Source organism: Phenylobacterium sp. (genome assembly GCF_030646615.1).
Classification (GTDB): Bacteria; Pseudomonadota; Alphaproteobacteria; order Caulobacterales; family Caulobacteraceae; genus Phenylobacterium.
The window spans coordinates 1-12,035 of the sequence record NZ_JAUSLG010000099.1; the positions used below are offsets into that span (position 1 = coordinate 1).

13 protein-coding genes, 1 tRNA gene and 1 other annotated feature are annotated in these 12,035 nt (G+C 69.0%); of the genes, 7 read left to right on the forward strand and 7 right to left on the reverse strand.

What is annotated here, in order from left to right:
* From Q7S93_RS17815 to aroA, 3 genes are all read right to left on the reverse strand, one after another.
* Positions 1–665, reverse strand: a 665-nt coding sequence (locus Q7S93_RS17815; RefSeq protein WP_304715954.1) for a S1 RNA-binding domain-containing protein, incomplete at its 3' end; no start/stop codon positions are given.
* A gap of 178 nt (positions 666–843) precedes the next feature.
* Positions 844–1,491 (reverse strand): (d)CMP kinase, encoded by a 648-nt coding sequence (gene cmk / locus Q7S93_RS17820; RefSeq protein WP_304715957.1) that lies wholly within the window; start codon positions 1,489–1,491, stop codon positions 844–846.
* Positions 1,488–2,834 (reverse strand): 3-phosphoshikimate 1-carboxyvinyltransferase, encoded by a 1,347-nt coding sequence (gene aroA, locus Q7S93_RS17825; protein WP_304715958.1) that lies wholly within the window; start codon positions 2,832–2,834, stop codon positions 1,488–1,490. Before aroA ends, cmk begins: the two co-directional genes overlap by 4 nt.
* 119 nt (positions 2,835–2,953) lie before the next feature.
* Here aroA and Q7S93_RS17830 point away from each other — a divergent pair, with 119 nt between their 5' ends.
* The 6 genes from Q7S93_RS17830 to Q7S93_RS17855 all read left to right on the forward strand — a co-directional run bounded on the left by Q7S93_RS17830 (position 2,954) and on the right by Q7S93_RS17855 (position 7,190).
* Complete coding sequence (locus tag Q7S93_RS17830; protein WP_304715959.1) at positions 2,954–3,424, forward strand: TIGR02300 family protein; 471 nt, start codon at positions 2,954–2,956, stop codon at positions 3,422–3,424.
* Positions 3,425–3,528: 104 nt separating this feature from the next.
* Positions 3,529–3,604 (forward strand) — tRNA-Ala (locus Q7S93_RS17835).
* Positions 3,605–3,726: 122 nt separating this feature from the next.
* Positions 3,727–3,781, forward strand: a sequence feature (sul1 is cis-regulatory element that is thought to sense ions involved in sulfur or methionine metabolism; They are found in Alphaproteobacteria).
* Between the two features lie 57 nt (positions 3,782–3,838).
* Positions 3,839–5,323 (forward strand): SulP family inorganic anion transporter, encoded by a 1,485-nt coding sequence (locus tag Q7S93_RS17840; RefSeq protein WP_441339433.1) that lies wholly within the window; start codon positions 3,839–3,841, stop codon positions 5,321–5,323.
* Between the two features lie 76 nt (positions 5,324–5,399).
* Positions 5,400–6,254, forward strand: a complete 855-nt coding sequence (locus Q7S93_RS17845; RefSeq protein WP_304715961.1) for a universal stress protein — start codon at positions 5,400–5,402, stop codon at positions 6,252–6,254.
* A 137-nt stretch (positions 6,255–6,391) separates the two neighbouring features.
* A complete protein-coding gene (locus tag Q7S93_RS17850) occupies positions 6,392–6,811 on the forward strand; it encodes an Hsp20 family protein (RefSeq protein ID WP_304715965.1) in 420 nt (139 codons plus the stop codon).
* A gap of 121 nt (positions 6,812–6,932) precedes the next feature.
* The gene (locus Q7S93_RS17855) at positions 6,933–7,190 is read left to right on the forward strand and encodes a DUF1150 family protein (protein WP_304715969.1); all 258 of its coding nucleotides are present in this window, start codon (positions 6,933–6,935) and stop codon (positions 7,188–7,190) included.
* 31 nt (positions 7,191–7,221) lie between these two features.
* Here the strand turns inward: Q7S93_RS17855 and Q7S93_RS17860 are convergent, their stop codons facing one another.
* From Q7S93_RS17860 to Q7S93_RS17870, 3 genes are all read right to left on the reverse strand, one after another.
* Positions 7,222–7,686 carry a PTS sugar transporter subunit IIA gene (locus tag Q7S93_RS17860; protein ID WP_304715970.1) on the reverse strand — a complete coding sequence of 155 codons (465 nt, stop codon included), beginning with the start codon at positions 7,684–7,686 and terminating at the stop codon, positions 7,222–7,224.
* A gap of 77 nt (positions 7,687–7,763) precedes the next feature.
* The gene (gene hpf, locus Q7S93_RS17865) at positions 7,764–8,402 is read right to left on the reverse strand and encodes a ribosome hibernation-promoting factor, HPF/YfiA family (protein ID WP_304715975.1); all 639 of its coding nucleotides are present in this window, start codon (positions 8,400–8,402) and stop codon (positions 7,764–7,766) included.
* Between the two features lie 41 nt (positions 8,403–8,443).
* Positions 8,444–9,067: an exopolysaccharide biosynthesis protein gene (locus Q7S93_RS17870; protein ID WP_304715977.1), complete on the reverse strand. Its 624-nt coding sequence runs from the start codon at positions 9,065–9,067 to the stop codon at positions 8,444–8,446.
* A 264-nt stretch (positions 9,068–9,331) separates the two neighbouring features.
* Between Q7S93_RS17870 and Q7S93_RS17875 the strand changes: the two genes are divergently transcribed.
* Positions 9,332–10,414, forward strand: a complete 1,083-nt coding sequence (locus tag Q7S93_RS17875; protein WP_304715979.1) for an aspartate-semialdehyde dehydrogenase — start codon at positions 9,332–9,334, stop codon at positions 10,412–10,414.
* A gap of 6 nt (positions 10,415–10,420) precedes the next feature.
* Here Q7S93_RS17875 and rpoN read toward each other — a convergent pair whose 3' ends face one another.
* Complete coding sequence (rpoN, locus tag Q7S93_RS17880; RefSeq protein ID WP_304715981.1) at positions 10,421–11,923, reverse strand: RNA polymerase factor sigma-54; 1,503 nt, start codon at positions 11,921–11,923, stop codon at positions 10,421–10,423.
* Between the last annotated feature and the right edge of the window lie 112 nt (positions 11,924–12,035).

Genomic DNA, 12,035 nt, shown 5'->3' on the forward strand with positions numbered 1-12,035 from the left:
CCGCCCAGGTCCACGAACGCGCCGTAGTCGGTGATGTTCTTGACCACGCCTTCGCGGACTTCGCCTTCCTGCAGCTGGGCCACCAGCTCGGTGCGCTGTTCGGCGCGGGCTTCTTCCAGGATGGCGCGACGCGACACGACGATGTTGCCGCGGGGACGGTCCATCTTGAGGATGGCGAAGGGCTGTTCCTTGCCCATCAGCGGACCGACATCGCGCACGGGGCGGATATCGACCTGGCTGCCGGGCAGGAAGGCCGAGGCGCCGCCGAGATCGACGGTGAAGCCGCCCTTCACGCGGCCGACGATGGAGCCCATCACCGGCTCGTTCAGCGCATAGACGCCTTCCAGACGGGTCCAGGCCTCTTCGCGACGGGCCTTGTCGCGGCTGATGACCGCCTCGCCCATGGCGTTTTCGACGCGCTCAAGGAAGACCTCGACGGTGTCGCCGACCTTCAGGGTGAGCGTGCCGTCATCCTGGGTGAACTCCTTCATCAGGACCCGGCCCTCGGTCTTGAGGCCCACATCGATGATGGCGAAGTCCTTCTCGACGCCCACCACCTGGCCCTTGACCACGGTGCCTTCCATGAAGTCACGGCCGCCAAGCGACTCATCGAGGAGGGCGGCGAAGTCGTCGCGGGAGGGGGAGAGGCTCATATCGTCAGCCATAGTGTTCTTTCGTTCGAATTGACGTAGGCGCCCTGGCCGCGCGCGGTCTCAGGGACGGAGTCCTGACGTCAGGTTAGGGGTTGCAACCGAAAACGTGAGGCTAAGCCCCACGAGATGAATTTGCCCGCAGCCGTACGAGGAAAAGGCGCGGTTGGATTTGCTCGGCCAGTCTTCCGGTTCAGGGAGCCTGGCGGGCGCGCGCCGCCTCGACGATGCGGCGGGCCGCATCGGCGGCCTGCTCTATAGTCATTTCGGAGGTATCCAGCAAGGCCGCGTCGGCCGCCGGCCGCATGGGCGCGGCTTCCCGACCGGAATCGCGGGCGTCCCGGCGATGGATATCGGCCAGCACCTCGTCCAGGCTGACCTGCTCCCCCTGCCCGGTGAGCTGGCGCCAGCGGCGTTCGGCGCGGACCTCCGGGGCCGCGGTGACATAGAGCTTGGCCCCGGCGTCCGGGCAGATGACCGTGCCCATGTCGCGTCCGTCCAGCACCGCCCCGCCTTCCTGGGCGGCGAAGGCCCGCTGCAACTTCAAGAGCACGTCGCGCACCTGCGGATGGACGGCTACCCGACTGGCGGCTTCCCCGGCGCCGCGGGTGCGGAAGGCCGGGTCGGCCAGGGTTTCTGCGGTCAGACGCCCGGCCACGGCGGCGGCGGCGGCGGCGTCATCCAGATCGCCGCCGTCCCGCTCGAGCAGCACGCCCACGGCGCGATAGAGCAGGCCTGAGTCCAGAACCGGCAGGCCGAACTGGCGGCCCAGGCCCGCGGCGATGGTCCCCTTGCCCGAGGCGGCCGGTCCATCAACGGTGATGACCTGGGCGCCGCTCATGCAGGGCTGAGCTCGGCGGTCTCGATCTGACCGCCCAGGCCGCGCATCATCTCGACGAAGCCCGGGAAGCTGGTGGCGATCATGCCCGGCTCATCGACGCTGACCGGGCGATCGGCCGCCAGCCCCAGGATCAGATGGGCCATGGCGATGCGGTGGTCCCCATGGGTGGTCACCCGCGCCCCGCCGGCCACCGGGTGATTGCCCCGCACCGTCCCATTGACGATCAGCCCCTCGGCCTCTTCTTCCACGCCCACGCCACAGGCGGCGAGGCCCGCGGCGGTCAGGGCGATGCGGTCGCTCTCCTTGACCCGCATCTCGCCGATGCCGCGCATCACCGTCTGGCCCTCGGCGCAGGCCGCGGCGATGGCCAGGATGGGATATTCGTCGATCATGGCCGGCGCCCGCTCCGGCGGCACGACCACCCCGCGCAGGGCCGAGTGGCGGGCGGTGACGTCGCCCACCTGGTCGCCGCCCTCTTCGCGCACATTCTCGATCACCAGGTCGGCGCCCATCTCCTGCAGCGTAAGGAACAGGGCCGCGCGCAGGGGGTTGAGCAGCACGCCCTCGACGGTCACCTCCGAACCCGGGGTGATCAGGGCCGCCACCAGGGGGAAGGCGGCCGAGGACGGATCCCCCGGCACCTTGACCGGGGCCGCGCTCAGGGCCTGACCGCCGGGCACGGTGATCCTCCGGGCCCCGTCGGCCATCAGCTCGACCTCCACCTGGGCGCCAAAGGCCCGCAGCATCCGCTCGGTATGGTCCCGGGTCGCCTCCGGCTCGATCACCCGGGCGCCGCCGGCCGCATGCAGGCCCGCCAGCAGCACCGCCGACTTCACCTGGGCCGAGGGCTCGGGCAGCCGGTAGGCGATGGTCTTCAGGTTTCCGCCCCGCAGGGTGAGGGGCAGCCGGCCGCCGGACCGGGCGATCCAGGTGGCCCCCATCTCGCCCAGGGGCCTGAGCACCCGGTTCATCGGCCGGCCCCGCAGGGAGGCGTCGCCGGTGAAGGTGGCGCTGAGGTCGAAGCCCGCCGCCGCCCCCATGATCAGCCGAACCCCGGTGCCGGCGTTGCCGCAATCGATCACATCGGCGGGCTCGGCGAAGCCCCCCTGGCCGACCACCCGCCAGGCGCCGCCCCCCAGGCGGGTGACCTCGGCCCCGAAGGCGATCATCGCCTGGGCGGTGCGTTTGACGTCCTCGCCCTCCAGCAGGCCGGAGATCTCGGTGGTCCCGCGGGCCATGGCACCGAGGATCAGGGAGCGATGGGAAATCGACTTGTCGCCCGGAGCGCGCACACGGCCCCGCAGCGGGCCGCCGCGCGTCGCGGTCAGTCCTGCCGCCGTCATGAAATAAGACGCCTCCTCAGGGCCTTCAGGTGTTCCGTGGGGCTTTGCTTTTGACAGCCGCTCTGGCGCGTGGCAAGGGAGCCGGCTTCCGACGAACCGCACTTTAGGGGATCGCCCACGTGGCAAATCCAGAGTTGGGCGCCAAGCAGGTTTGCCCAAACTGCCAGGCCAAGTTTTACGATCTGACCAAGCGCCCGGCCGTGTGCCCGAAGTGTCAGACTGAATTCGACCCGGACGAGGCGGTCAAGAGCCGCCGGGTTCGTGGCCGCGCCCCGGCGCCTGAACCGGAAGCCGAGGTCGAAGACAAGGTCAAGGCCCGCAGCGCCGAGGACGACGAGGACGAGGACGAAGAGGTCGACGCCCCGGAGATCGACGAGGATCTCGACGACGCCGTCGTCGAGGACGACGAGGACGAGGACGCCGAGCCGGTCGAGCGGGTCGCCAAGAAGAAGACGCCCGATCCCGATCTGGCCGATCTCGATGACGACCTCGACGACGACGAGGACGAAGCCGTGCCCTTCCTCGAGGAAGAGGAAGAAGATTTCGACGACGCTGACATCGATGGAATCCCCGAACCGGACGAAGATTAAGGTCGCGACGAAAAGCCCTGAAAATGGTGCTTGATCGCAGTCAGACCTTTGACTAGGTTCCGCGCCTCTTCGGACGGCCAGCCGGCCCGAAGAGCCCAGGACCTGGGGCTATAGCTCAGCTGGTAGAGCGCTTGAATGGCATTCAAGAGGTCAGCGGTTCGACTCCGCTTAGCTCCACCATGGAGGCCCGCAGTTAACGCTGCGGGCCTTCGCCTTTTGGGGCGGCGCTCAAGCCCCGATGCTGCGATGCAGCGGCGCTGCGGTTGCAATTGTCATTCAGGCCGGGCATAGCCGGCCCCATCGACGGACCTGGCCTTGACCGGGTGGCTCGGCCGGGCGCCTATCCCCCGGACAACTGACGGCTCGTCTGAGGCGCATGTCCGCCCGGGCCCGTAGAACGACTGATCCCGATCAATGAACCTGCTCGCTCATCTGCGGCGCGATTGGCTGTCCAATGTGCGCGGCGACGTCCTGGCCGGAATCGTGGTGGCCCTGGCGCTGATCCCCGAGGCCATCGGCTTTTCGGTGATCGCCGGCGTCGACCCCCGGGTCGGCCTCTACGCCTCCTTCTCCATCGCAGTGATCATCGCCTTTACCGGCGGCCGCCCCGGCATGATCTCGGCGGCCACCGCGGCCATCGCCCTGCTGGTGGGCGATCTGGTCCGCGACCATGGGGTGGAGTATCTGCTGGCCGCCACGGTGCTGATGGGGGTTTTCCAGATCGGCGCCGGCCTTGCCCGTCTGGGCGGCCTGATGCGCTATGTGTCGCGCTCGGTGATCACCGGCTTCGTCAACGCCCTGGCCATCCTGATCTTCATGGCCCAGCTGCCCGAGCTGATCGGCATGGGGTGGCAGACCTACGCCATGGTCGCGGCGGGGCTTGGGATCATCTACCTCTTCCCCCGCCTGACCCGGGCCGTCCCCTCGCCGCTGGTGGCCATCGTGCTGCTGTCAGGCCTGGCCATCTATATGGGCCTCGACGTCCGCCGGGTCGGCGACCTCGGCGAACTGCCCACCAGTATTCCCTTCCTGCATCTGCCCCAGGTCCCGCTGACCCTGGAGACCCTGCAGATCATCTTCCCCTATGCCGCCACCATGGCTGTGGTCGGCCTGCTGGAAAGCCTGCTGACCGCCACCATCATCGACGACCTGACCGACACCGGCTCGGACAAGAACCGCGAGTGCCGCGGCCAGGGCATCGCCAACTTCGCCACCGGCTTCCTGGGCGGCATGGGCGGCTGCGCCATGATCGGCCAGTCGGTGATCAATGTGAAATCCGGCGGCCGGGGACGACTGTCGGCCCTGGTGGCGGGGTCGTTCCTGCTGTTCCTGATCGTCATCCTGGGCCCCTGGGTGGCTCAGATTCCCATGGCCGCCCTGGTGGCGGTGATGATCATGGTCTCCATCGGCACCTTCAACTGGGGCTCGATCCGCAATCTCCGCAGCCACCCCTGGTCCTCGTCAGTGGTCATGGTGGCCACGGTGGTCGTGGTGGTCGCCACCCACGACCTGGCCCGCGGCGTGCTGGTGGGCGTGCTGCTGAGCGGCATCTTCTTCGCCCGCAAGGTGGCGCGCATCCTGTCGGTGGAAAGCCTGTTGTCTGAGGACGGCCGCACCCGGCGCTACAATATCGAGGGCCAGGTCTTCTTCGCCTCGTCCGAGACCTTTTCGGCCGCCTTCGACTTCAAGGAGGTGATCGAGCACGTGATCATCGACGTTTCCCAGGCTCACTTCTGGGACATTTCCGCCGTCGGCGCCCTGGACCGGGCGGTGCTGAAATTCCGCCGCGAGGGTACGCGCGTCGATATCGTCGGCCTCAACGCCGCCAGCGCGACCATGGTCGATCGCTTTGGCGTCCACGACAAGGACGGCGCCGAGGCCCAGCTCGGCGCGCACTAGATTCTGAGGTTTGCGCGCGTTTCCACCGTAAAACCGGAGCCCACTTTTACGGAACGCGCTTGAGGAGGGAACGACCGTGAAGACGATTCTCTGCGCCATCGACGCCTCGACCTATGGCCCCAGCCTCTGTGACCACGCCGCCTGGTTCGCCCTGCGCGCCGGCGCCGCCGTGGACGTCCTGCATGTGCTCGACCGGGCCGAGACCGGGTCAGGGCCCCGCCTCGACCTGTCGGGCAGCGTGGGTCTTGGGGCCAGCGAGGCCCTGCTGGAGCAGTTGACCAGGGCCGACGAAGCCCGCGCCCAGGCCGCCCAGGCCCATGGCCGCGCCATGCTGGAGGGCGCCCGCGCCCGCCTGAAGGCCGCCGGCGTGACCGAGGTGAACCTCGTTCACCGGCACGGCGAAGTGGCCGAAACCCTGATCGAACTCGAAAAAGACGCCGACCTGGTGATCATGGGCAAGCGTGGCGAGAGCCAGAACTTCGCCGAGGGTCATCTGGGCGCCAAGGTCGAGCGGGTGGTGCGCGCCAGCATTCGGCCGGTCCTGGTGGCGCCGCGCGTCTTCATGCCGATCACCCGGGTGGTGGCGGCCTATGACGGCGCCGCCAGCGCCACCCAGGCCCTGGACCATGTGCTGCAGAGCCCGGTGTTCGCCGGGATCGAGGTGGTGGTCGCCATCGTCGGCGAGCCCGGCGCCCCGCGGGACGCCCGCGTCCAGGCCGCGCAAGGCCTGCTGGCCGGACGCCCGGCGGCTTCGGTCAAGGCCCTGGAGGGCGATGTGGAAGTCGCGCTGAAGGCCGAGCTTCGCCAGGGCCAGGGGGACCTGCTGGTGATGGGCGCCTATGGCCATTCGCGGATTCGCGAGCTGATCGTCGGCAGCACCACCACCGCCATGATCCGCACCGGCAAGGTCCCGGTGCTGCTGTTCCGCTAGATCCTGCGCCGCCAGGCCCGCCCAGATATTGAAACGGAGCCATAGGATCGCCAGATAATCATCAACCGGGAAACTCGCGCCAAATCTGGGCGAGGCTTTTCGGGAGTCGCTTGCTGCTTGAGGACTCGAAGACAGAGATGAGCCGGACGATCCTTTTCGACAGCCCCTACCTGCTCGGCTTCGAGCACACCCGGGCCCTGATTGAGCGCGCCGCCAAGGCGGCCGCCGAAGCCTATCCGCCCTATAATGTCGAAGATCGCGGCGAGGGGCGGCTGCGCATCACCCTGGCTGTGGCCGGCTTCGGCCCCGACCAGCTTCACGTCAGCGTCGAGGACCGCCAGCTGGTGGTCGCCGGCCGCCGGGACGAGGCGCACAAGGACGACGACGCCTATCTGCACCGGGGCATCGCCGGCCGGGGCTTTCTGCGCAGCTTCGTCCTGGCCGACCGGGTGGTGGTCGATGGGGCGAGCCTGGAGCATGGCCTGCTGCACATCGACCTGGCCAGGCCCGAGCCCGAGACCGCGGTCAAGCGAATCCCCATCCGGACGACGGGCTGAACGGCTTAAGCCCCCGTCCCCATCCTTTCGTCGGCCCAGAAGGGCGACGAAGCCCTGCGTCCGATCCCCGGCTGAACCAGCGGGGACCCCGGCGCGTTGCATCTATCTGGAGGTGGTCATCATGACGCCGATTTTAACGACTGAAGACTTCGCCGCCCTGGGCGCCCCGGACCTGGTCTATGTCCGGCCCGTCAAGGCGGCTGAAATTCTCGCCACAACGACCGACGGTGACAACGCCATGCCCCTGAAGCTCGATCCCGAGCGCACCTTCTATGCGGTCCACCGGGCCGACGGCGAACGTCTGGCTGTCCTGACCGACCGCAACGCCGCCATGGCCGCGGCCCTGGCTCACGAGCTTGCGCCGGTCTCCGTGCACTAAGATGCGCTAGCCCCGGCTGAAAGGCCGGGCCTCACGCCGCCGAGGGCGCGGCCTCCTGCACCAACAGGGCGTAGAGGGCGTCCGGCGTACGGGCCTGTCGCAGGTGCTCGCGCAAGTCAGGGTTCCGCATCATCCGCGACACGCGGGCCAACGCCCGCAGATGCTCGGTGCCGGCGTCCGGCGGGGCGAGCAGGGCGAAGATCAGGTCCGCCGGCTGGTCATCCACCGAATCGAACGGGACGGGATGGTCCAGGCGGAGGAAGACCCCGCGAATCCGGTCCAGCCCCTCGATCCGGGCATGCGGCACGGCCACGCCATAGCCGATACCTGTAGAGCCGGCCTGTTCCCGCTCGGCCAGGGCGTCCAGCACCAGGCCGGAGTCGAGGCCGAAATTGCGTCCGGCCAGTTCGGCCAGGTGAGCCAGAATCTGCCGCTTGTCGGTCGCGCCGACCCGCAGCGCCATGGCGCTGCGGTCAAGGATGTCGCCGATCTGCATGCTTGGTTCGGAGGGCCTGTTCTTACGGATCCGAACCTGAAGCCGCTATTTCAGAGAACTGGAGATTGCGGCGCCGCTCAGGCTGCGCCGTTCGCTCCGTTCCCGTTCGCGGACTTCGTGCGTTCGGGGTCAATCCAGCCGATATTCCCGTCGGGCCGGCGATATACCACGGACAATCCGCCGTGGGCGGCGTTCCTAAACACGATTGTTTGAGTTCCCGTCAAGTCCAGGTCCATGACCGCCATGGAAACGGTCATGGTGCGGATGGGCTTCTCGGTCTCGGCGATGACCATGCTGGCCGGCGCTGAATCCGAGGCGCCGCCGTCCTGGCCGTCTTCCCAGTCCGACTCGTCCTCGCCCTCAGGGGTGCGGAGCACGAAATAGGAGGCGGTCTCGGCCTGCTTGGCCAGGGCCTGCTGGTGATGGTCCTTCAGCCGGCGCTTGTAGCGCCGGACCCGGGTCTCGATCTTCTGCAGGGCGGAGTCGAACGCGGTGTGCGCGTCGGTTCCGGTGCCATGGCTCTGGAGCTGTTGCCCCGTGGCCAGGGTCAGGGCGCAATCCACCTTGAAGGTGTAGCCCTCGCGACTGACGACAACATCGGCGCCGCCGCCCGTGCGGTCGATATATTTGCCAATGCTGCTGGTGAGTTCGTCGGTGACCCGCAACCGCAGGGCCTCTCCGACATCGACGTGTTTGCCGGTGACTTGGACTTGCATACCCGTATCAACGCGCCTGCCGCCCGATGGTGTCAAGTCCATCAGAAGGCGGAGAGCGCCGCCGCCAGAAGCCTGTGGATAACCCCCGCAGCCAGGGCGAGAACGGCCAGGCTCACCACCGCCATGGCGTAGCCGGCCAGGGCCAGAATCCCGTCCCGCTGCACCAGGGCCAGGCCGAACAGACTGATCGCCGTAGCCGGCAGCAGGTTGCCGAGCGGCAGGGGCAGCATCAGCACCAGGGCCAGCAGGGTGCAGACCGCGCCGATCAGGCGGTCCCCCACCGGGCCAAACAGAAAGGTCAGCCGCGCCGTGGACACCCGCTCCACCTGCGCCACCCCGGGGATCAGCCGCGCGAAGACCGCCCGCAGCTGGCCCATGTCGAGCACCTGACGCTTCAACCGGGCCGGCAGCCAAGGCGTCGCAATGCCGGCCGCCAGTTGCGGGGTGAACAGCACCAGGGGCGCGCCGAGAAAGGTCGATGATCCCGGCGGCAGGGGCAGCATGTTGGGCGCGGCGAAGAGGAACAGCAGCACCCCAAAGGAACGACGGCCAAAGCGCTGCAGGGTCTGGCCCAGGGTCTCGGCCGCATGGGTTTCGTCGAAGAGATCGGTGAGGATCTCCGACAGGCTCATCCGGCGTTCGGGGGTGGGTTTGGCCAGGCTCATGGCGCTCCTATGGTGGCTGGGACGCCAGCCGGCAATGCGCCCAAAGCACAGCTCCCGCTTTACAAGGCCGGCGCCAGGGCTTATCGGGCGGTTATGCGGCATCGCGCCACCATGACCATGATTATTAAAACCACTGCGCTTGCGGGCGCAGGGGTCTGGTCGTGGCTGGACGCAGCCGACTGACGATCCCTGCTTGACCCCGCCGGAAGGATGGGGTCGCGACACGGAACGCCACCCCCCTCCGGCCAGACTCCGGAGGCTCCCATGCCGCATTCCCTGTCCCCGATCCTCGAACGCCCAGCGGTCGCCAAGGCCCGCGCGCCCCGTCCCCTGACGGTGGCCATTGTCGGCGCCACCGGGGCCGTGGGCGCCGAGCTGATCGCCTGCCTGGAGCGGCGGGATTTTCCGGTGGGCGAGCTTCGCCTGCTGGCCTCGACGCGCTCGGCCGGCCGCACCCTGATGTTCCAGGGCGCGCCGGTCACGGTTCAGGCCCTGGATGAGGCGAGCTTCGCGGGCGTCGACGTGGCCTTCTTCTCGGCCGGGGCCAGCCTGTCGCGGCGCTATGGCCCGATCGCCGTCGCCGCCGGGGCCTGGGTGGTGGACAATTCCTCGGCCTTCCGCATGGACGCCGCCACCCCCCTGGTGGTGCCCGAGGTCAACGCCTGGCGCCTGGGGGAGGCGCCGGGTCGGCTGGTGGCCAATCCCAACTGCGTGGCGGCCATCGCCGCGGTGGTCCTGGCGCCCCTGCACGCCCGGCGGCTGATCGTGCGGCTGGTGGGCTCCACCTATCAGGCCGCCTCGGGCGCCGGGGCCGCCGCCATGGCCGAGCTGCGGGACTCCACCGCAGCGGCCCTGGCCGGCGAGGCCTATCCCCCCCAGGTCCTGGCCCATCCCTACGCCTTCAACCTGTTCAGCCATGACGCCGAGATCGACCCTGAGACGGGCTATAATGGCGAGGAGCTCAAGGTGATGGCCGAGCTGCGCAAGCTGCTGGCCGCCCCGGACCTGCCGGCCAGCTTCACCTGCATCCGGGTGCCGGTGCTCCGCGCCCACGCCATGGCCCTGACCGTGCGGTTCGCCGAGCCGGTGAGCGTCGAGGAGGCCCGCGCCTGGCTGTCCGAGGCGCCCGGCGTCCGCGTGGTGGATGATCGCGAGGCCAACCACTTCCCCATGCCCGGCGAGGCCTCCGGCGCTGATGACGTCCTGGTGGGTCGCATCCGCACCGACCTGTCGGACCCCTCGGGCCGCAGCCTGTCGCTGTTCATCGCCGGCGACCAGCTGCTGAAGGGGGCGGCGCTGAACGCCGTGCAGATCGCCGAGACCCTGGTGCGGGCGGGCGAGTTCTAGGGTGGCCTAGACGGCTTCCCTCATCGCCCGCCGGCGCTCCACCGAGGAGGGGATCCGCATGGCTTCCCGGTACTTGGCCACGGTGCGGCGGGCGATGTCGACGCCGCCGGTCTTCAGGATGTCGACGATCTGGTCGTCGGAATGGACGCCGGCGCCCTGGGCCTCGGCGTCGATCAGCTGGCGGATGCGGTGGCGGACCGCCTCGGCCGAATGGGCCTCGCCGCCGGACGACGAGGCGATCGAGGAGGTGAAGAAGAACTTCAGCTCGAACAGGCCCCGGGGCGTGGCGATGTACTTGTTGGAGGTCACCCGGCTGACGGTCGATTCGTGCATGCCGATGGCCTCGGCCACGGTCTTCAGGTTCAGGGGCCGCAGGTGCTCCACCCCATAGGCCAGGAAGCCGTCCTGCTGGCGGACGATCTCGCTGGAGACCTTGAGGATGGTCTTGGCCCGCTGGTCCAGGCTGCGGACCAGCCAGTTGGCGTTGGCCAGGCAGTCGGCGACGAAGGTCTTGTCCTGGTCGGAGCGCGCGCCGCCGGACACCCGGGCATGGTAGCGCTGATCCACCAGCAGGCGCGGCAGGGTCTCGCTGTTGAGCTCCACCAACCAGAGCCCACCCGGGCCTTCGCGGACGAAGACGTCGGGCGCCACCGGCTGGCTGGGCTCCCCCCCAAAGGCCGCGCCGGGCCGGGGCGTCAGCGCCCGCAGCTCGGCCAGCATGTCGCGCAGGTCCTCGTCGTCCACCGCGCAGGCGCGCTTCAGTCCCGCCATGTCCCGGCGGGCCAGAAGGTCGAGATTATCCAGCAGGGCCGACATGGCCGGGTCGCAGCGATCGCGCTCGATCAGCTGCAGCCTCAGGCATTCGGCCACGTCGCGGGCGAACACGCCGGTGGGCTCCAGGCCCTGGAGCTGGTCGAGCACGCTCTCCACCAGGCCTAAGGCGCAGCCCAGGCGCTCGGCGGTCTCGGCAAGGTCCAGACGCAGATAGCCGCCTTCATCCACCCCATCGATCAGGACGGCGGCGACAGCGGCCTGGGCGGCGGTGAACCCCAGCAGGGCGGCCTGGTCCTGCAGATGTTCGGCCAGGGTCTTTTCATGGGCGGCCAAACCATCGAGGCCGTCCCCATCCCCTTCGAAGCTGCCGCCCTTGCCGGCCTTGGACCAGTCGATGGCTCCGCCGGCGTCTGCGGCCTCGGCCCCGTCGCCGGTGGCGCGCTCGCCAGGGGAGACCTCGTCATGGGCGCAATCCAGGTCGCTCTGGGCGGCGCCTGAGGCGACCTCGTCCAGGGCCGCCTCGGCGCGGGCCTCGCCGGCGCTGTCGGGGACCTCTGGGGCAGGTTCAGGCTCGCCCTCGTCCCTCGCCAGCAAGGGATTGCGCTCGAGCTCGCCCTCGACATAGGCCTCCAGCTCAAGGTTCGACAACTGCAGCAGCTTGATGGCCTGCTGCAGCTGAGGGGTGATGACCAGCCCCTGCCCCTGACGGACTTCGAGTCGCGCGCTGAGCGCCAAGTTTCAGCCCTCCTGGCCTGCTTCTTGCTGGAGAGGCTAGGCCGCCATCCCCCACCGATTGGTTAACCGCCTGAAGAAGAGCTGCGGCCAAGCGTCCTGGCTTGGGCGCCGG

What these genes read in the sequence shown, in the direction of transcription:
- Q7S93_RS17840 (WP_441339433.1), top strand. Translation starts at nt 3,839, where the DNA reads ATGAACCTGCTCGCTCATCTGCGGCGCGATTGGCTGTCCAATGTGCGC.
- Q7S93_RS17860 (WP_304715970.1), bottom strand. Translation starts at nt 7,686, where the DNA reads ATGCAGATCGGCGACATCCTTGACCGCAGCGCCATGGCGCTGCGGGTC.
- aroA (WP_304715958.1), bottom strand. Translation starts at nt 2,834, where the DNA reads ATGACGGCGGCAGGACTGACCGCGACGCGCGGCGGCCCGCTGCGGGGC.
- Q7S93_RS17870 (WP_304715977.1), bottom strand. Translation starts at nt 9,067, where the DNA reads ATGAGCCTGGCCAAACCCACCCCCGAACGCCGGATGAGCCTGTCGGAG.
- hpf (WP_304715975.1), bottom strand. Translation starts at nt 8,402, where the DNA reads ATGCAAGTCCAAGTCACCGGCAAACACGTCGATGTCGGAGAGGCCCTG.
- Q7S93_RS17875 (WP_304715979.1), top strand. Translation starts at nt 9,332, where the DNA reads ATGCCGCATTCCCTGTCCCCGATCCTCGAACGCCCAGCGGTCGCCAAG.
- Q7S93_RS17855 (WP_304715969.1), top strand. Translation starts at nt 6,933, where the DNA reads ATGACGCCGATTTTAACGACTGAAGACTTCGCCGCCCTGGGCGCCCCG.
- cmk (WP_304715957.1), bottom strand. Translation starts at nt 1,491, where the DNA reads ATGAGCGGCGCCCAGGTCATCACCGTTGATGGACCGGCCGCCTCGGGC.
- Q7S93_RS17850 (WP_304715965.1), top strand. Translation starts at nt 6,392, where the DNA reads ATGAGCCGGACGATCCTTTTCGACAGCCCCTACCTGCTCGGCTTCGAG.